Origin of the sequence: Moraxella sp. CTOTU46934, from assembly GCF_031979465.1 — a bacterium.
Classification (GTDB): domain Bacteria; phylum Pseudomonadota; class Gammaproteobacteria; order Pseudomonadales; family Moraxellaceae; genus Faucicola; species Faucicola tetraodonis.
In genome coordinates, this window is the sequence record NZ_DALZEG010000001.1 from 393,250 (window position 1) to 413,378 (window position 20,129).

Sequence of the window (20,129 nt, forward strand, 5' to 3'; positions counted from 1 at the left end):
GCATTAATCTATAAAGCTGCAATATGCCCGCTATTTTAGCAAAATCGACCCCTATTTGCGATGCAATTGTCATCAAACTGTTATCAAATTGACATGAGGTTGTCAATGGCGGCTTATAAGCTTAACCCATACAAAGGATTGATTTAATTTACCGAAACGGCTTTTGTAGTCAAATAAAGCAGTCGGTTGTAATGGTTGATAACATACTATGAGTGACAACACTGTAAACACTAATTTGTACCAGGCCTCCTCTGACAATAAGACGACGTCAGCAAATCACATGAATCCCTCAACTCAAGTTGCAGGCACGCCTTTTCATGAAAATAGGCCATTTCTGCATATCGCTTTGGTGACTGAAACGTGGCTGCCAGATATCAATGGGGTAGCCTCAAGCGTTTATCAAATCATGCGCGAACTCAAATCGATGGGTCATCGCATCACGTTGATTCGCCCCAAGCAAAGCGATGAAGTCGAACAACATACCCTAACGACAGGGCTTAACACTGCGGCTGTTACCACTGATTTGCAAGTGCCAAGTTTGCCCATTCCCTATTACCCGCATCTGCGCATGGGGCTACCTTGTTACCGATTTTTAACCAAGCAGCTGCGCAAGCTTCGTCCTGATATCGTGCATATCGTGACGGAAGGTCCTTTGGGGCTTGCGGCGTTGATTGCTGGCAAACAGCAAAGAATTAAAGTCTCTTCAGGTTATCACACCGCGTTCCATGATTTTAGCCGATACTTTGGTTGGAAAGTTGTTTCAGTGCCTTTGCTAGCGTATATGAAGCGTTTTCACAACCATTGCAATGCCACATGTATTCCAAGCCAGACCACCCAACATCAGCTCGCTGAATTTGGTTTCAAGCATTTGTACCAAGTCGGTCGTGGCGTTGATACAGCGCGCTATGCACCGAGCAAACGTAGCCAAGCATTACGGCAAAGCTGGGGCGTGGGCGAGGGTACCACAGTGTTAATGTGTGTGAGCCGTGTTTCCCCTGAAAAAGGTATGGATACCGTCATTAAAAGCTTCAAAGCGCTACAATTACAGCAGCTGCATCGTCATGTTAAATTAGTGATTGTCGGTGATGGACCATACAAAGAAGCGCTGGTTAAAAGGCATGCCAATGATACAAGCATTATTTTTGCAGGCTTTAAAACAGGCGAGGCGCTGGCAAGTTATTATGCCAGTGCGGATGCTTTTGTCTTTGCTAGTCAAGTGGAAACTTTCGGTAATGTCGTCACCGAAGCGATGGCATCGGGTTTGCCAATTTTTGCCTATCATGATGCGGCAGCGGCGCTGTTGGTGGATGATAGTTGTGGTAAAACCGTACCGCTTGGGCAAGAACAACGCTTTGTAGAGATGATTAGTGAATTGCCCAAACAACAACAGCTTGATCAAATGCGACTAGCTGCAAGGCACAAGGTAGCTGCTTTTTCTTGGCAAAAACCTGCCCAAGAAATGTTGACCATGTTTTATGAGGTGCTATCAATCCAAACCAATACCGTAACAGCCAGCACAGTGACACCAACCATTTTATCTTCTCAAGCGCCAGCTCAACATCCGCTAGCGGATTCGACAATCGCCCCCACACCTGAGTCAGTTCACCCGACTGTCGGGGCAAAAAAACAGCCACGATATAGTCATTCACTCCAAAGTAGCCACTCACCCCAAAATAGCCACCTAACCCCAAGACCCGCTGAATCTGCTGCGTTTTTTTCCAAAACGTGATGTTCAAATAGGCAAAAAAAAGGATGGCGCCATGAATCAACCTATAAAAAATCCCAATCTGTCACTTGCCAATTCAGAATTCACCTGTACCTCTGTTAGCCCTATCGAAAACTTACCCAATTTAATGCGCAATTATTATCAGTTTTTGCACAGTAAACCTAAACTATATCATTTGCAAAAGCGCGTGCTGCAGTGGGATACTCGCTTATGTTTACGGGTAAATTTACTGTCGCAATTGAAGTTTTTTGCGCAGTTTTTCAAAACCATCAGCCGCTTAGGCGATGGTTGGTTTTGGGCGCTATCGACGGTAGTGATGTTAGTAGCATTACTATCGCAAGGACTGGTCGCTAGTATCGTTGCTGTGAAAGTGTGTGCGGTGTTACTCAGCAGTTTTTGCGGTTATTTGCTGTATAAGTATTTAAAAGTGCATACAGTACGTCCACGCCCTTACCAAGTACACCAGACCATTACTTTAGGCGAACGGCCTTTGGATGTATTTAGTTTTCCATCGGGGCATACACTGCAAGCGGTATTGTTTACCACCATGATAGGTCATCAAGTGCCGATGATGTTATGGGTGTTGCTGCCATTTACGATGCTGGTGGCATTATCGCGCTTGGTGCTTGGGTTACATTATCCCACCGATGTGTTGGTGGGGGCAGGCATTGGCGCAACATTTGCGACCATCGGTAGTAAAGTGAGTGATTACTTGGTTGCGTAAAGGATGTCGCCAAATAATGATATCACTATCTATCAAGGAAAATGAAAGCCAAACTGCGCACACATCGTTAACCAATCTGTATCCACAGGCGCAGTGATATCAACACGGCGATTGTCGGTCAGTCTATGAAAAGCTAAGGTATGCGCATGTAACATCAAGCGATGTACACCGATGTGTTGACGGATAGCGCGATTTTGGTGATGATCGCCATAGCTGGTATCGCCAATAATCGGATGAAACACATGCTTCATGTGGCGACGTAGTTGGTGTTTTCGTCCGGTAATGGGCGTCAATCTAGCCAGACTAAAGCGTGAAGTGGGATAGCGTGCGCGCGCTTGAAACGGCTGCTCAGTTGTTGCCAAGCATTGCCAATGCGTTTGTGCAGGTTGCAGTAAGGTTAATTCAGCAGGGCTGCTAAGGGCTTCATCAAACATGTCTGTCGAACTGACCTTTCTTTGTTGCAGTGCCTGCAAACTTGGTTTATCGCCAATTTTATCCAAAATTTGTGTGAGTGGGTAATCAATCAGCCCAGATGTCTGCTCATTCACTGTCAAAAACCCGCGCACGATGGCTAAGTAAGATTTTTGCACTTGCCTGTTTTCAAATTGCTCACACAGTTGCCGCGCTGATTCGCTCGATAAAGCAAACAGTAATACGCCAGAGGTTGGTCTGTCTAAGCGATGAATCGGATAAACATATTGACCCAGTTGATCGCGCAGGGTCTGCATCACAAAATGGGTTTCATGACGGTCAAGCCAGCTTCGATGCACCAGCATACCCGCAGGCTTATTGACTGCCACACAGTGTTCATCTTGATATAAAATTTCTAACATAGGGTTTTCCAAAAAGCCACAGACATAAAAAAGGTCAGAATCGTATCTGACCTTTTCACCACGTTAACTATTACTCATGTTCGTTGTGCATCGGTGGATGACGCTTAAAACCACCGGTTTTAAATGCCAAATAGATAAGACCGATTACTGCCCAGCTTAAACCCATTTTGATGGCGATGGGCTCACTTTCTTTCCACATCAGCGCAACACTGATAAAGCCCAACAGCGGCACAATCAAATACATAAACAAATCATAGGCACTGTGGTAGCGTTTTTCACGGATGATGTAGGTCGCAATCACGGATAAGTTAACAAAACTAAAGGCCGTCAACGCCCCAAAACTAATCAAATGCGCGATGACATCAAACTCAATAAAACCCGCGGTTAAGGCAATCACACCCGCGATATAGATATTGTAGGTTGGGGTCAAGTATTTTGGATGAATATGACCAAAAATACGTTTATTAATGACCCCATCACGCCCCATCACATACATCAAACGAGAGACACCCGCATGTGCAGAAATACCTGACGCCATCACCGTGACAATTGCAAAGCCCAATACGGCGGCTTGAAACGCAGAACCACCCACCAACATTAAAATATCTGGCTGGGTAGCAGCCACATCTGGGAAATATTTGTCAGGGGTTTGTGGGAAATAAATCTGCATAAAGTAAGTGCTAATGATAAACACAATACCTGCAATCAATGCGGTCAAGAAAATTGCTTTTGGTAGGGTTTTTTGCACATCTTTGGTTTCTTCTGCCAATGAGCTTAGTGAGTCAAAGCCTGTGAAAGAGAAACATAAAATCGTTGCGCCACTGATGAGTGCCGTCATGTTAGCAATATCACTCCAAAACGGCTTTAAGCTCCATAATTGGTAAGCTGCGGCATTGATAGTGCCGTCCGCATTGGTGCCCGCCATCAATTTGCTATACACCAACCACGTAAATACACCGATAATCAATAGCTGAATAAACACAATCCAACTATTAAAATAAGCCACGACTTTGGAGCCATGCACGTTAATCCAGGTCATAAATCCCGTCAGAATAAATACCCAAATCCATTTGTTGACATCAGGGAACAGTGCTTCAAGATAAATCACCGCTAGGATAATATTCACCAAAGGTGACAATAAATAATCCAACCAAGAAGACCAACCCACCATAAACCCGACATTGGGATGAATCGATTTTTGGGCATAGGTATATGCCGAGCCTGCCGAAGGATAACGACGAATCATGCTACCGTAACTTAGCGAGGTAAGCAAAATAGCAATCAATGCAATAATATAAGATGTTGGAACGTGCTGATGACTGGCTTCAGAAACCAAGCCAAAGGTATCAAATACGGTCATGGGCTGAATGTACGCCAAACCAATAATGATAATGTGCCAGAGTGCCAATTGACGTTGCAATTTAGCGGGCGAATGAGTCGCAGTGGTGGTATTGTTCAAAGTTACCTTTCTCCTATACCCAGTGGTGTTAAAAACAGTCAGCTGTCAAAAGTCAAATGGGCGCTGTTTTTAGCCAGTTGAGAGTAGATTAATGCAGCGCATTTAATCCATGAAAAAAAAGAGCCTATTATAAACAAAAACTAAGAATAAACTATTAACAATTAAAAAATCCTGTTAAAAAAAATCATGCATCGTTTGTTTTATGCATGATTTTATAAAATTTAACCTATAGTCAAAATAGCAGTACAATGGTTATTGGTCGCGATTGGCTTTTTCGCGTTTTTTGAGTAACACCAATACTGCACCATTGCCACCTTGTGCCGCAGGCGCTGAGCAAAAAGCAAGCACTTCAGGAATCTGACGCAACCAGCCATTGACGCAAGTTTTTAAGATACTATCAATGCCCTTGCCATGAATGATTTTTACGCAATTTTCATTGTTTTTTTGAGCCTGCAAAATCAACTGACTCATGGCTTCACGGGCCTCTTCAATGGTGGCACCGTGTAAATCTACGGCATCATACCAGCGAATCTTGCCTTGTTTGAGCTCATTAAACACTTTGTTTTGTAGCGTTGCGGTTTTATAACTTAAATAAGCATCGCCAGACACCGGGTTGAGCAGCGCTTGCATATCAGACAATACATGCCCGCTATCATCGTCACCACCGACTGCCGCCGCGCGTTTGGCTAGCGTCGTCGCATCAAGCTTATTGCCAGCGTTGTTTTTATCCGCCAAGTTTTTATCTTTGATTGGCTGCACGCCTGACATGGCTTGCATAAATAGCAATTTATCGTCATCAAGATGTTCGCTATTATATTTTTTAACTTGTTTGGCGACTTGTTGCTTGCTCAGTAAACCCACGGTTTCAGTCGGTTTGCCGTTTTCATCGGTCTCTTTGGTTTGGCTGCGACCTCTACCCAGTTCGGTTTTAAGCTGCTTTAACTGGTCTTGCATTTCTTTAGAAAATAAATTTGCCATACAATAACTCTATAAATCGGTATAAAAAATAGGGCGTTTATCGATGAAACGCCCTAACATCAATTATTTAACTTGGCTATTTTACGCATTTTGTTGCGATTGTGCCAATAACTTTGCTAATGCCGCGCCTGCATTACCCGTTTTCATAAACTGCTCACCAATCAAAAACGCATCGATGTCATGGCCCAGCATCAATTTTACATCCTCTGCCGAATGAATCCCGCTTTCTGTCACCAATAAGCTATCTTGTGGAAACAGTGTTTTTAGGCGTAGGGTAGTGTCCAAACTCACATCAAAGTTATGTAGATTGCGATTATTAACCCCATACACGTTTTGACGATGGGCTGGCAAGCGTAACGCGCGTTCCACTTCTATTTCATCATGACACTCAATGAGTACACTCATGCCAAGTTTTAACGCCAATTCATGCAGCTCAGCGACTTGCGCATCCGATAAACACGCCATAATCAGCAAAATACAATCTGCCCCAAGCGTACGTGATTGCAAAATGTGATACGGCTCAATCATAAAATCTTTGCGTAGCACAGGTAGGCTTACCGCTTGGCGCACTTGCAATAAATACGCATCCGAGCCTTGGAAGTAGTCGGTATCCGTCAATACCGATAGGCAAGCGGCACCCGCTTGTTCATAGCCAACTGCAGTGGCGACAGCATCGAAATTAGGGGCGATGATGCCTTTGGATGGCGAGGCTTTTTTGACTTCCGCAATGACACGGATACCCGCTTTGCGCAAACTGCCGGCAAAATCACGGATGTCTTGGCGGTTCGTTGCGGCAATTTGCTCAAGGTCGTGCCAAGATTGTTGTTGTTTGGCTTTGGCTAGTTCTTGACGTTTGGTGTCGACAATTTTTTGTAATACCGAGGGGACTGCTTGATGAGGCATGGTTTTTCCAAAAATTTAATGAGAGGTGAATTGCTGAGTAAAGCTTGCTAATGCTGCCATTTTTTGCAAGGCTTTGCCACTGCTGATGATATCTTGTGCTATGGCTACACCTTGTTTTATGGTATCTGCTTTACCTGCTACATAGATGGTCGCACCAGCGTTTAAGGCAATCATATCCGCTGCTTTTTTGGCGATGGGGGTTTTATTGGGATTGTTAGCCAGTGCTTCGCGGATGAGGGCTAGGCTTTGTGCTGGACTGTCAATGATTAAGCCTTTAAGCGTTTGCGATTCGATACCAACATCTTCAGGTTCGATATCATATACGCTGACTTTGCCATCTTTAAGTTCAGCCACGTGGGTATAAGTCGCCAATGAGATTTCATCAAGGTTATCCACTGAGCCGACGACTAGCACATGCTCTGCGCCAAGGTTTTTGAACACATTGGCAAGCGGTTCGCACAGCGAAGGATTAAATACCCCAATCATGGCATTTTTGACGCCCGCCGGGTTGGTCAAAGGTCCTAAAATATTAAACACCGTGCGCGTTTTTAGGGTACGGCGAATGGGCATCGCATGTTTCATTGCCACATGGTGATTGGGCGCAAACAAAAAACCAATACCATGGGTTTTAATCGACTGGGTAATCTGCTCGGTATTTAACGCCAAATTAATACCCGCTTGCTGCAGCAAATCGGAACTGCCCGATTTGCCGGAAACGCCGCCATTACCATGCTTGGCGACATGACAGCCAGCTACTGCTGCGACCATCGTAGCGGCGGTAGAGACATTAAACAAATTTGCGCCATCGCCCCCCGTACCCACAATATCGACGACATTGGGCACATCCGATAAATCCACTTTAATCGCCAGCTCCCGCATCACTTGGGCGGCGGCAGTGATTTCTTCGATACTTTCACCTTTCATACGCAGCGCGGTGAGCAGCGCGCCCATCATGGCATCGGGGCATTGACCTTGCATGATAGCTAGCATGACGCCGCGCATTTCTGCATAGGTCAGGTCAATGGTATTGATGGCGCGATCAAGTGCCGTGGTAAGCAGTAGTTGGGTTTGCTCTGGCGTTAATGGTTGGTTGTTTTCAATAGACGTGGTAATGTCACCAAGATAGGGCGTTACAGTATGGGTCATGTCAGTCTCGTATGAGTTTTATGGCTTACACTTTATATATCATTGTACTAGTATACTATAACAAAGCCAGGTTTTAAAGCCAGGTTTTAAAGCCAAGTTTTAAAGCCAAACTTTAAGCCGCAAAACTCAATTACCCCAGTCTAAGGGTTAGCGCTTTGATAGTTTTCATGGTTTTCATAATTAGCTAAAAAATTTTTCAAAATTGCATACCCATGCTCACTTAAAATAGATTCTGGATGAAACTGCACCCCTTCAATCGGCAATGTTTGATGCCTAATGCCCATCACAGTAGGGGACGGCAGCAAATTATGTGGGTGAGTATCATCACACCATGCGGTAACCTCTAAACAAGCAGGCAAACTGTCTGCGTCAATCGCTAAAGAATGATAGCGAGTGGCGTTAAAAGGTGAGGGAAGCCCGGCAAATATCCCTTGATGGTGATGAAAAACTTGCGACACCCGCCCATGCATAATCGTTGGGCAACGAATGATATTGGCGCCAAATGCTTGCCCAATGGCTTGATGACCCAAGCAAACGCCTAATATAGGAATAATGCCGGCACAGTCTTTGATAAAACTCAACGTATTGCCCGCATCGCTTGGCGTGCAAGGTCCGGGACCAATGACCAAATAATCGGGATTTAAACGAATGATATCTTCACTGCTGCAAGCATCATTGCGCCAGACTTCAACGGGTTGCCCCAATTGCTCAAAATACTGCACCAAATTGTAGGTAAAACTGTCGTAGTTATCAATAAAAAGTAGCAATCCAGAAACCCTATGCTGTAATTGTTGGACGGTGGTTAGCCAATGAAAAAACTTCACCGTTATTTTAGTTAATTATTTTACCACAACCATTCTACAAGTGACTGAAACCGAATACATGAAGCCGAGTCGGAGAGATCAATGTTAATGATTTTCCCTAAAATAGTTAAACGTATAATTAACGCACTATAAAAGTGAATATAGATGAAATTTTAATTAAAATGGTGCAAGTATTACAGCCCCATAGCGATTTGAAGGTCATCTAGGCAGATAGTCATATCAGCCAACTTCATCAGTAAATCCATCCTTAAATAACTCATTGAATTTGATATAAAAATTTAATCTTTAGCATGATAGCGCAAAAGTTGGCACATAACTTGAAAGTTTAACTTCAACAAGCACTACTTTGTTTATCTCTTGTCACAGCACCGAAAAGAGTATAAAGTGGCGTAACGTTTTTTTAATCATTTTTTGCGTAAGTAAAAGGAAACGAGCAATGTCGAATAAATTTTTAGATTTAATCAAATCTAGCGAAGCAAAGTGGGTAGATTTTCGCTTTACTGACACTAAAGGTAAAGAGCAACATGTAAGCTATCCAGCTGACAGCATGGACGAAGACATTTTTGAAGAAGGTAAAATGTTTGATGGTTCATCAATTGCTGGTTGGAAAGGCATTGAAGCGTCAGATATGATTTTGATGCCAGATGCTGATACCGCATTCGTCGATCCTTTCTTTCGTGAAACGACCGTTGTTGTGACCTGTGACGTTATCGAGCCATCAACCATGCAAGGTTATGACCGTGACCCACGTTCAATCGCGCGACGTGCTGAAGAATACCTAAAATCAACGGGTATCGGTGATACCGCATTCTTTGGTCCAGAGCCAGAATTCTTCGTATTTGATGATGTAAAATGGTCAATCGACATGTCAGGTGCGCGTCACACCATCTCAGCTGATGAAGCCGCTTGGTCAACCGATAAAGACATAGAAGGCGGTAACTATGCGCACCGTCCACGCGTCAAAGGCGGTTACTTCCCAGTACCACCCGTTGATAGCTCACAAGATATGCGTGCTGATATGTGTGCCGCGGTAGAAGCGATTATGGGTAAAGGCCGTGTTGAAGTCCATCACCATGAAGTTGCCTCTTGCCAGCTAGAAATCGGTGTATCATTTAATACCCTAGTTCGTAAAGCGGACGAAGTACAACAGTTCAAATATGCGGTACACAACGTTGCCCACGAATATGGTAAGACTGCGACCTTTATGCCAAAACCGATGGTTGGTGATAATGGTTCAGGTATGCACGTTCACTTGTCAATCCAAAAAGATGGCAAAAACACCTTTGCCGGTGATGAATACGCAGGGCTGTCAGAAACTGCTTTATACGCAATCGGTGGTATCATCAAACATGCTCGTGCATTAAATGCCATCACCAACCCATCAACCAACAGCTACAAACGCCTAGTACCGCATTATGAAGCGCCTATTAAACTGGCTTATTCAGCGCGTAACCGCTCAGCATCAATTCGTATTCCATACGTGGCAAGCCCGAAAGGCAAACGTATCGAAGCACGTTTCCCAGACCCAGCAGCCAACCCTTATCTTTGCTTTGCCGCATTGTTGATGGCAGCGCTTGATGGTATCCAAAACAAAATCCATCCAGGTGAAGCCGCAGACAAAAACTTATACGACCTGCCACCAGAAGAAGAAGCATTGATCCCAACGGTGGCGGAGAACTTGGAAGTTGCGCTTAAAGCGTTAGAAGACGACCATGAATTCTTAACCAAAGGTGGCGTATTTACCAAAGAAATGCTTGACGCTTACATTGCCTTGAAAAAAGAAGAAGTAGAGCGTTACAACGTATCAGTTCATCCAATCGAATTTGATATGTACTACAGCTGCTAATAAGTTCGCTTTTCAAAAAACCCAACTTCACATTAAGTTGGGTTTTTTTATGTGAAATTTTTAGGCTAATAGGCAAAATTATTTAGGGATTGATTATCAAGCTTGCTAAAATATGCACAATAATGGGTTTTGAGGGGAAGGCTTATATGATTTTGACAAAATATAGTACAGATAATAAATATAGTACCGATAATAATAGTAGTTTACGCTATGGTTATAACTTTCCACTTATGGCTTCATTGTTATTGCTGTCACAGTTAAGTCATGCTCAAGTGTATAAGACGACCACCTCAGACGGTCAAGTGGTATATACCGATAATATCAATACCGCTTATCAATACAATAAAAGCAGCAAGAATATCAGCGTATTAGATAAATTACCCACCCAATCACAAGTATCATCGACGATCAATCAATCAACAAAGACATCTAATAACTTGAACAATGAAGTTGATAACGCAGCGAGTACGGCTACTGACAATCGTTTGCCTGATAGTTTAGGTGATAGTTTAACTGATCGCTTATCGACCCAATCTATCTCAGCAAGCCACCAGGGCGATTATGTCATAAAAATTGTAGCGCCTGAAGCCGGGCAAACGCTGCGACGGGGTAGTCAACCAATTGAGATTAACGTTGCTTTGACACCGAGTTTAAAAACAGGCGATAGAATCGTCTATCAACTCAATAACCAAACCTTAGCGACCATAAAAGACACTAGCTATACTATCGCAACTACCACGCTCGATCCTAACCCTTATACCATTACTGTAAGTGTTGAAAACATCTTAGGGGAAGTCATCGCGCAAGACACTCGCGCTATTAATCTCATCAGTAATAATGTACTGTATCAAAAAAAACGTAAAGCAATTGCAGAAGCACAAAAGAAGAAAGCCAATCAACCTTGGTATAAAAAAATACTTTAAGGCGTGATTAAATTTGCTTATCCCATAAGGCACTACCATAACCGATGCAGTTTTATCCAATCGAACACCATAGCTGGGTGGCTATTGATATTCACCATAATTTGGGTGAACAGGTTACCCTATTAACCCATAAATCAGGGTCGATGTCTTGTCGTCAATTACTAAAAAAGCTACAGCAAGCGCTCAATGTGACAGGCGAGTTAATGGATACAAACTTTCCTTATCATTTTATAACAGCTGACGGTTACACTTGGTATGTCAGTTTTAGCCATAGCCGCCAACATGCCGCAGTATTGATTTCGCCCTATACCAATATCGGCATTGATGTCGAAGACACCGCAATTAGTCATCAGGTTGCTTCGCGCTTTTTTTCACCCCATGAATACCAATGGTTGAATCAAAAGCCTGCAGTCAATCAAGCAGTTTTACGAAACCTACTATGGCGACTTAAAGAATGTTCAATCAAAACCCATCAACATGCCGACAAGCAATTAATCAAAGAATTAAAGCATGATGTGCTAGATGAATGGGGCGAGGAAGTTATCAATCAACTTATTGGCGCCCATGAGATAAATGCTAAAGATAAGTCTAAAAATAAGCCTAAAAATAAGCCCATACAATGTGTGCAAACCGACGCTAAAATAATTGGCAATTTTAGTAGCAAACCTTGCAGTTTTATTATTGTAAACCGTTAAATAAGGCTAAAAAATCGCTGTTTAAAAAAATAACCAATTCTTACGAAATTACTTTTTTTTGTAAAAAACCCGTGCTATGATTGCTATAAGAACAATTTACTATGTGAGCGACATTGTAGAGAAATGTTTTAACAAACTATTACAAAAGCTTAACTAGTATATTATTTAGCAGGCGTAGGTAGCGGGTAGCTAAACTTAACTAGGCTTAACTAGCCTTGTTTAAAAAACTACTTTAAAAACCTACCATTAATAGTGTTAAAGGAAGTTATAATATGTCAGTTCGTGAACAAGGCGTTGTAAAATGGTTTAATGATTCAAAAGGTTTTGGATTTATTCAGCGTAACAGCGGTGAAGATATTTTTGTTCATTTCCGCGCGATTCAAGGTGACGGCTACCGTTCACTTCAAGATGGTCAAAAAGTTGAATTCATCGTGGTTGAGGGTCAAAAAGGTCTTCAAGCTGAAGAAGTTACCAAAGTCGAATAAGTTGAGCCAAAAAGGGGTTGAAGTGTTATTTTTGACCTTTTTGCAAACCAAGTTGATGTCATTAACTTGGTTTTTGTTGTTTCTCATAGCCAATGATTGATTGGTCAAAATAGGTTAACTCTCTGTGTTTCAAACTTTCTCACAACTACCTCTTCATCCAGCGCTCAAACAAGCGATTGACCAACTAGGTTATCAAACGCTGACCCCTATACAAGCGCAGATATTGCCCAATACACTCGCTGGGCAAGACGCCATTGGGCAGGCACAAACAGGTACAGGTAAGACAGCAACGTTTTTACTGACCATCATCAATGAATTGCTGAATAATCCTATAAACCCTGAGGTTGATGGCGATCGTTTTTTGGGTGAAACCCGTGCGCTGGTGCTCGCGCCGACTCGAGAATTGGCTCAACAAATTTATCAAGATTGCCTTGAACTCACCAAGTTTACCGAACTGCATACTGTTTGTTTGCTCGGTGGCACAGACTATGAGACGCAGTTAAAGCAGCTGCATCAAAAGTTTGTCGATATCATCATCGCCACCCCAGGTCGTTTGATTGATTTTTGCTTTCAGCACCATGTGTATCTCGATCGTCTTGAAATTTTGGTATTAGATGAAGCAGATAGAATGCTGGATATGGGATTTATACCTGATATCAAACGCTTGATTCGTATGATGCCTGCCAATACGCATCGGCAAACCCTGCTTTTTTCCGCTACTTTTAACCAAGATGTGATGAATTTAGCTTATCGCTGGTTATATCAGCCGATTTTTGTAGAAATTGCGCCTGAACAAAAAACCAGTCAAAACATCGAGCAGTTATTTTTTACCCTGATGGAATCGGATAAACTGGCGGCGTTACAGCAAATTATTGAAAAAATTTCCCCCAAGAAAATGATTGTCTTTGCCAATCGTAAAGACCAAGTCAAGCGCCTGTATGACAAACTTAATCGTCAGTATAAAGTAGTGATATTGTCAGGGGATGTCATACAGGCCAAACGCGAGAAGTATTTGGCACAATTTCGTCAAGGCGATGCCAATATTTTAGTGGCGACTGATGTTGCAGGGCGAGGTATTCATGTGGATGATGTGGCTTGTGTGGTCAATTACACCTTGCCAGACAGTCCTGATGATTACGTTCATCGTATCGGTCGCACCGGTAGGGCAGGCAATAAAGGCATGAGTATAAGCTTTATCAGTGAAAACGACGGATTTAACTTACCGGCTATCGAGCAATATTTGGATGAAAGTATCAAAATGCAGCAATGGTCGAATGATACCCGTTTTTTAGAGGATTAAATTTTTTAATTGATAAAACATTAAGGGCGCTATCAATCAATAGCGCCCTTTTTTACAGCAAAAATACATTAATAAAAATAACGCTATAATCTAACGATATCGACTTTAGCAAGACCATTTGAAGGATTAGCAATTCTGCTAAAAGCACCTTTTGACAAATCTAGCGTACGGCCATATTTGCCGAACCCACCTGTGTCAGTCACGCGTACAACCACACTTTTACCATTGGCTTTGTTAGTGACTTTAAGTAGGCTACCTAATTTGTGCACGTTGCTGGCGGCAGTCAGTGCATTTTGATTGAATTTCTCGCCAGACGCCGTGGTACGACCATGATGCTTGCCACCATACCATGAAACAACATCAGCATTGGCTTGCTGGGTGGCTAAAGTAGTAACAAACAAACTGGCAATGATATATTTCATCGGATGTTCCTTTTATCAATTAAAGCGGTCAATAATCTGACTGCTTAAAGGTATCAAGGGGCATTTCCCGTGATTTACATAGTAAAAACAAAGTAATATTGTTTAATATCACTTAAGCGGTGTGTATTCTAATTACAAAGTTATGTTATTTCAAATATTTTATTGTAAACAAAATCTTTAATATCGGATGTGTTTTGCTAAACATATAAATTGTGTAACTATATCAGCTAGTTTTTCTAACCTGTTGATTTTGTGTAAAAATGCTATCTTGAGTCGCTAATCGGATATAAAAAATGCAAAAAAAAGAGAATGCAAGTTATTGCATTCTCTTTTTTATATATGGTGGAGATGGCGGGAGTTGAACCCGCGTCCGCCAGCACTACGCCCATGACTCTACATGTTTAGATTCTGTCTATGGCTTTAATGGTTGGCGAACCGACAGTCAGGATGCCAACCACGAGCCTCTTAAGTTTTGCTCAAATTGGCGAGACAACAATTTAAGCTATCCATCGTGCGTTCGCTTCAAGGAGAGCAACCAGACCAATGGCAATCTGTGCCGTCCCAAGCAGCCCTTAGGCTGCTAGAGCGTAAGTTTCGTCGTTTGCGACTAGTTTAAAATGTATATTTTATTTACGAGTGGACATACTCACTCGACATGCATCATTGAGTTTCATTACCAGCGTCGAAGCCAGAACATCCCCAAATGAACTGTTAATTATATAAGGTTAGTAGCTTAAAATACAAGGCTAAACGTCATAATAGTCAGATAAATTACTAAAAACACACAGACCCCAAAACCGTTCAGATTATTGTCATGCATTTGACGTATTGACCTGATAAGCTGAGGTGTTGAAGTAAGTAAAATTTTTTTGATATATTTTTAGTCAAAGAAACAATAGGCTGGGTAACTTAGAATAGGTAAATTAGACTGAGCCATTGAATAAGCTAATCAGGTAATTAATGAATGGCAGGTAGCTGAATGGCAAGTAGCAAAAAAAATTCGCCAAGCATCATGCGGATGTCACAAAATCAGCTCAAACGCCAGCGTGAATGGGTGTATTTGGTGCATTTTTTAGCCATGCTGCATTTACATCCTGCCAAAACCATCTCAGGTACGGATGATGGTAATGAGCCTGATTTTACCTGTATTTTTTATTGTGACAAAGGTGAATACGCAATTGGCATCGAATTAACCACTTTGCCAAGACTACGCGATAGACTCAGTAATGACAATTTAATATTAAAGCGTTGGTACTGGCAGTCACTGCTACAGGTGTCAACCAAATTTACACCAACGCGGTTTAATGGTGCGGGCGAGATAGTAGGTGCCAAGGCTAATTGGGCCAATTGGGTCAATTGGCAAAAGATTGATAATCGTAATATTTCAAATATATCGCAGCAATTTATCGAGCCATCGAGTGATTTGTCGCATCCTACGCTCAGTAGCAAATTACAAAACGGTATTGCCAAAACCATGCGTTGGTTACCCAGTGCGTTTTTTACCGATATGGCAGATGAAAACGAAGATTTACCAATTGATTCCTACATCAATCAAAGTGATATTGATGCGGTGATGAGCAAAAAAGCGCATAAAGTCCAAGCGTACCACAAAAAAAGAGCGTTGGATGAAATCTGGTTATTGATTCATACCAATGAACAGCAAGAAAAGGGCGTATTAACTTTTGATACAAGTGAAGCCTTGCATCACGGTAGTGAGTTTGATCGAGTGTTTTTAACCTTATATCCCACCACGACACTGCTACAAATTGCTCAATAAAAAAGGCTAAATCTACATTTAGCCTTTTTTATACTGAAAAATTTCATTTAATCATCAAGTTGTTCCATGACATCATCAGTAAAGTTGACGTTGGTATAGACTTCTTGCACATCGTCCAAATCTTCTAGCATATCAATCATTTTCATGATTTTTTTAGCGTCTTCGACATCAGTGACATCTGCCATGGTTGAAGGGGACATGGTCACTTCTGCGTTGTCGGATTTTAAACCGGCTTTTTCTAAGGCATCCATCACGTCACCGAAATTCTCTGGCTCAGTGACCACTGTGATGCTATCACCGTTATTTTCAATATCGGTTGCCCCTGCTTCAAGCGCGACTTCCATGATGGTGTCTTCTAGCGAAACATCATCAAAGGTAATTTCACCGCGTTTGCTAAACATATAAGCCACTGAGCCTGATGTACCCAAGTTGCCACCATTTTTGCTAAAAGCGTGACGCACTTCGCCAACAGTACGGTTGAGGTTATCCGTCATGGTCTCGACAATCACCGCAACACCGCCCAAGCCATAGCCTTCATAGGTGATTTCTTGCATGTTGTCATTATCACCGCCGCCGGCACCACGTTCAATCGCCCGTTTTACAGTGTCTTTGGTCATATTAACTGAGTTGGCTTTTTCCACCGCCGCACGCAAACGTGGGTTATTTGCTGGGTCTGGGTCGCCTTGTTTGGCAGCAGAGACCAGCTCACGAATGATTTTGGTAAAGATTTTACCTTTTGCCGCATCTTGTTTGGCTTTACGGTGTTTGATGTTTGCCCACTTGGAATGTCCGGCCATGAGTGTATCCTTTATCTAACTTAACCTATATAACTTGGTAATCTGATTTTCAAAATTTTGCGTGCGCTATTATAAACGAGCAACCCGGATTTTTGATAGGGGGTTGCGCCTATGTCATCGCAGGAAATGTTATTGAAAGTGAAAATCAAACCTAAGGGCGAGGCGAATCATCAGGTCGTGGCAATGTCGGCAAATCAATATAGCGGTGTATCAACTCACTTAAATCAATGGTTACTTTTAAATTGACCAAGTTCCAATACTGTCCAGAAATGGTTCGATCAAGCATCATGGTAAGTGGGGCAGGTTGAAAGCTTTGCCAGTATTTAAGCGACTCTTTTGCTTTGGCAATCGCTTGAAAATGGGTTTGGCTGGTGGCAAAGTCATAAGGCGCATGTTTGGATAAATCAAACAACTGGGTAAAACCATACGGGGTCAAACCAATCTGCAACCAATCGTTATAAAAGTCCGTGGGCAGTGGCTCATCATTGTCTTTTTTGATGCCAATGCTGACCAAATCTTGCTCAAGCGCTGTCACATCACCGCTTAAGCAGTGAATGGCAAAGCGTTTGAATAACGCAACTTCGTCATGGCTGTAAGATTTGATACCACCAAAGTCATAGGCAATGACCGAGCCATCAGGGCGAAACGCAAAGTTACCTGGATGGGGGTCACAATGCAGACGGTACAGTTTGAACAATTGACCGGCACTAAAATCAAATAGGCGAGTAGCGATTTTTTGTTTGATGTCATTGCCCCAAGTGGCAGCCACTTCGAGCTTTTCACCCAGTTCTTGTGATAGGGTTAAAATACGTTTGGTAGAATGGCTATGAAAAACTTTGGGGATAATCAGCCCATCATCATCACTGTGGAAACTGCCAAAAATTGCTAAGTTATGGGCTTCTTTGCTGTAGTCAAGTTCGTCATACAGGCTATCACGGATTTCTGCAAAAATTTTATCTTGCAAGGTTTTATCCATATTGAGCACGCCAGTTATCTTAAGCGCCAAGCGAACGTGTTTTAAGTCACTATCGATGCTGGTATCAACGTCAGGGTATTGCACTTTGACCACGACCGCTTCACCGGTTGGCAACACCGCTTTATGGACTTGACCGATAGAGGCTGCCGCAAAAGGTGATTGATCAAACTGGGCAAACAACGCCTCAATCGGTTGCCCCAATTCTTTTTCAACCTGCTGTTTGATGACGGCAAACGGCATGGGCGGCGCGTCTTTTTGTAATTTCTCCAGCGCTTTTGAGACTTCAGGCGGGAACACATCTTTATACTGCGAGGCAATTTGACCGACTTTCATCACCGCGCCTTTCATTTCGCCTAAGGTGTCGGCGATTTGCAGCCCTACGGTTTGCAGCATTTCGCTACGGGCTGTGAGTTTATCTTCTTCAGAGCCTGCAAAAGACTTAATAGAATTTTTAGCTGCTTTCCCTGCGATACTGGCAGTCATACCGGCAAGTTTTAAAAAACGTTTTTTTGATGACATAGTGGTTGTCTTATAGCAGAATTTTTTAATTAATTTATCAGTGAAACTATCAGGTAAATTATCAAGTTTTAAGTATTGAGATTAGCAGAAAATGGCTATTTTTACTATGTACCGTGCTGAAATTTAGCGAATTTTGTGCATAGCTTGGCATAAAAAACTTGGCACAAAAAAAGGCGCCACGATGACACCTTTTTTATCCAAACCGTTAAAAACTATTGTAAAAATAAGCGATAGCCCAAGTTATCGGTGAGGTTTTCGCACTCATAGCCAATGTCTTGCAGTTTGGCAAGTAATTGCTCGGCGGTTTGCTCACCCATTTGAATGCCTGCTAAGATACGCCCTTCAGCCGCCCCATGATTGCGATAATGGAATAAAGAAATGTTAAACTGTGAGCCCAATTTTTCAAGGAAGTTGAGCAGCGCACCAGGACGCTCGGGAAATTCAATGCGAAATAATTGCTCGTCTTTTAATCCCGCATGTCCACCGATTAAATAGCGAATATGGGTCTTGGCGACTTCATCATCGGTCAAGTCAATCGCGGCATCATCGGCTTCATTGAGTAACTGGTGGATTGCTTTGCGCTCTTTTTCCCCTTCTTTGAGGGCGATACCGACAAAAATATTGGCAGCGTGATGGGGGTAGTTGGGGTTGGTGTTGATGCGGTAGTTAAATTCGGTGATATTGCGACCTTTGAGTGAGCGGCAAAAATCCAAAAAGGCGCCTGTGCGCTCAGGAATGGTCACCCCAAAAATCGCTTCTTTTTTCTCACCAATTTCGGTACGTTCAGCGATATAGCGTAACCGGTCAAAATTCATGTTGGCACCACATAAAATCGCCACGCAGTTTTTGCCCTGTAGATTATGATCTTCGATGTATTTTTTCATACCTGCGACAGCAAGCGCCCCTGCAGGCTCAACGATGGTGCGGGTTTCATCATACACGTCTTTAATCGCCGCACACACTTCATCATTGCTACAAGTGACCACATCAGGCTCGACCACGGGACCTGAGTTATCGCTTTTTGGCATACGGCAGACGTCAAACGGTATTTCACCCAGCTGCGCGACTGCCACCCCATCGACGAACAAGCCCACTTGGGGCAGACGTTTGCGTTCACCGGTATCAAGCGCAATTTTGAGACAAGCTGCTTCTTCTGGCTCGACTGCCACGACTTTGACATGCGGTGCAACTTCCCCCAAAAACGCCGCGACACCTGAGATTAAGCCACCGCCACCAACCGCAACAAACACATATTCCATTTTACGCCATTGTTGTACTAGCTCCATGGCAATGGTACCTTGACCTGCGATGACCAATTCATCGTCATACGGTGGGATAAAGGTCAAACCATCGGTCTGGGCGCGTTCAATGGCATAGCGGTTAGATTCATCAAAACTATCGCCATATAGCACCACATTACCGCCCAAGGACTTGACGGCACTGACTTTGATATCGGGGGTGGTGGTCGGCATCACGATAATGTTATTGAGTCCCAAGCGGCTAGCCGAGAAGGCGACGCCTTGCGCGTGGTTGCCGGCAGAGGCACAAATCACGCCTTTGGCTTTGTCTATTTCACTCAACTGGCTAATTCGATTGTAGGCACCCCGCAGCTTGAAAGAAAACACTGGCTGAAAATCTTCACGTTTAAAACGAATATCGTTGTTAAACCGTTCACTGAGTTTTTTGGCGGGTTCAAGCGGCGTTTGAATAGCAGCATCATACACGGTCGCTTGAAGGATAAGGCGTACCCAATCTGATAACATAATAATGACCTAAGTTTGAAAAATACGTTTGAA

The 20,129-nt window shown here is 42.9% G+C and carries 18 protein-coding genes and 1 other RNA gene; 8 read left to right on the forward strand and 11 right to left on the reverse strand.

The annotated features are described in order from the left end of the window. Window positions 1–280 precede the first annotated feature (280 nt). Together RTN07_RS01790 and RTN07_RS01795 are read left to right on the forward strand one after the other, a co-directional pair. Window positions 281–1,729, forward strand: a complete 1,449-nt coding sequence (locus tag RTN07_RS01790) for a glycosyltransferase family 4 protein (RefSeq protein WP_312175115.1) — start codon at window positions 281–283, stop codon at window positions 1,727–1,729. Window positions 1,730–1,853: 124 nt separating this feature from the next. Beyond that, entirely contained in the window at window positions 1,854–2,450 is a 597-nt protein-coding gene (locus RTN07_RS01795) for a phosphatase PAP2 family protein (protein WP_312175419.1), read from the forward strand. Between the two features lie 32 nt (window positions 2,451–2,482). Here RTN07_RS01795 and truC read toward each other — a convergent pair whose 3' ends face one another. From truC to RTN07_RS01825, 6 genes are all read right to left on the reverse strand, one after another. After that, window positions 2,483–3,283, reverse strand: coding sequence for a tRNA pseudouridine(65) synthase TruC (truC, locus tag RTN07_RS01800; protein ID WP_312175118.1), 801 nt, complete (start codon window positions 3,281–3,283; stop codon window positions 2,483–2,485). A gap of 70 nt (window positions 3,284–3,353) precedes the next feature. Continuing rightward, on the reverse strand, window positions 3,354–4,742 hold the full coding sequence (locus RTN07_RS01805; protein ID WP_312175120.1) for an APC family permease: 1,389 nt from the start codon (window positions 4,740–4,742) through the stop codon (window positions 3,354–3,356). A gap of 252 nt (window positions 4,743–4,994) precedes the next feature. Beyond that, window positions 4,995–5,720 carry a Smr/MutS family protein gene (locus RTN07_RS01810; RefSeq protein ID WP_312175121.1) on the reverse strand — a complete coding sequence of 242 codons (726 nt, stop codon included), beginning with the start codon at window positions 5,718–5,720 and terminating at the stop codon, window positions 4,995–4,997. Between the two features lie 81 nt (window positions 5,721–5,801). Beyond that, on the reverse strand, window positions 5,802–6,623 hold the full coding sequence (gene trpC / locus RTN07_RS01815; protein ID WP_312175123.1) for an indole-3-glycerol phosphate synthase TrpC: 822 nt from the start codon (window positions 6,621–6,623) through the stop codon (window positions 5,802–5,804). A 15-nt stretch (window positions 6,624–6,638) separates the two neighbouring features. Next, on the reverse strand, window positions 6,639–7,769 hold the full coding sequence (gene trpD / locus RTN07_RS01820; RefSeq protein ID WP_312175125.1) for an anthranilate phosphoribosyltransferase: 1,131 nt from the start codon (window positions 7,767–7,769) through the stop codon (window positions 6,639–6,641). A gap of 140 nt (window positions 7,770–7,909) precedes the next feature. Continuing rightward, window positions 7,910–8,536, reverse strand: a complete 627-nt coding sequence (locus RTN07_RS01825; RefSeq protein ID WP_312175128.1) for an anthranilate synthase component II — start codon at window positions 8,534–8,536, stop codon at window positions 7,910–7,912. Between the two features lie 493 nt (window positions 8,537–9,029). Between RTN07_RS01825 and glnA the strand changes: the two genes are divergently transcribed. From glnA to RTN07_RS01850, 5 genes are all read left to right on the forward strand, one after another. Next, on the forward strand, window positions 9,030–10,439 hold the full coding sequence (gene glnA, locus RTN07_RS01830) for a type I glutamate--ammonia ligase (protein WP_312175130.1): 1,410 nt from the start codon (window positions 9,030–9,032) through the stop codon (window positions 10,437–10,439). A gap of 230 nt (window positions 10,440–10,669) precedes the next feature. Continuing rightward, the gene (locus RTN07_RS01835; RefSeq protein ID WP_076774625.1) at window positions 10,670–11,362 is read left to right on the forward strand and encodes a DUF4124 domain-containing protein; all 693 of its coding nucleotides are present in this window, start codon (window positions 10,670–10,672) and stop codon (window positions 11,360–11,362) included. 44 nt (window positions 11,363–11,406) lie between these two features. After that, complete coding sequence (locus RTN07_RS01840) at window positions 11,407–12,057, forward strand: 4'-phosphopantetheinyl transferase superfamily protein (RefSeq protein ID WP_312175134.1); 651 nt, start codon at window positions 11,407–11,409, stop codon at window positions 12,055–12,057. Window positions 12,058–12,329: 272 nt separating this feature from the next. After that, entirely contained in the window at window positions 12,330–12,542 is a 213-nt protein-coding gene (locus tag RTN07_RS01845) for a cold shock domain-containing protein (protein ID WP_312175137.1), read from the forward strand. Window positions 12,543–12,666: 124 nt separating this feature from the next. Beyond that, window positions 12,667–13,842, forward strand: a complete 1,176-nt coding sequence (locus RTN07_RS01850) for a DEAD/DEAH box helicase (protein WP_312175139.1) — start codon at window positions 12,667–12,669, stop codon at window positions 13,840–13,842. Between the two features lie 83 nt (window positions 13,843–13,925). On the opposite strand, the gene RTN07_RS01855 is transcribed toward RTN07_RS01850, so the two are convergent. Next, window positions 13,926–14,264: a septal ring lytic transglycosylase RlpA family protein gene (locus RTN07_RS01855; protein WP_062330141.1), complete on the reverse strand. Its 339-nt coding sequence runs from the start codon at window positions 14,262–14,264 to the stop codon at window positions 13,926–13,928. Window positions 14,265–14,604: 340 nt separating this feature from the next. Continuing rightward, window positions 14,605–14,965, reverse strand: a transfer-messenger RNA (tmRNA) gene (gene ssrA, locus RTN07_RS01860). Between the two features lie 278 nt (window positions 14,966–15,243). Between ssrA and RTN07_RS01865 the strand changes: the two genes are divergently transcribed. Further along, the gene (locus RTN07_RS01865) at window positions 15,244–16,041 is read left to right on the forward strand and encodes a hypothetical protein (RefSeq protein WP_312175146.1); all 798 of its coding nucleotides are present in this window, start codon (window positions 15,244–15,246) and stop codon (window positions 16,039–16,041) included. 47 nt (window positions 16,042–16,088) lie between these two features. Here the strand turns inward: RTN07_RS01865 and RTN07_RS01870 are convergent, their stop codons facing one another. The 3 genes from RTN07_RS01870 to ilvA form a co-directional block, all read right to left on the reverse strand. Then, complete coding sequence (locus tag RTN07_RS01870) at window positions 16,089–16,838, reverse strand: YebC/PmpR family DNA-binding transcriptional regulator (RefSeq protein WP_282840924.1); 750 nt, start codon at window positions 16,836–16,838, stop codon at window positions 16,089–16,091. Between the two features lie 151 nt (window positions 16,839–16,989). After that, complete coding sequence (locus tag RTN07_RS01875; protein ID WP_312175149.1) at window positions 16,990–18,333, reverse strand: ABC1 kinase family protein; 1,344 nt, start codon at window positions 18,331–18,333, stop codon at window positions 16,990–16,992. A 212-nt stretch (window positions 18,334–18,545) separates the two neighbouring features. Continuing rightward, a complete protein-coding gene (ilvA, locus tag RTN07_RS01880) occupies window positions 18,546–20,096 on the reverse strand; it encodes a threonine ammonia-lyase, biosynthetic (protein WP_312175152.1) in 1,551 nt (516 codons plus the stop codon). Window positions 20,097–20,129 lie beyond the last annotated feature (33 nt).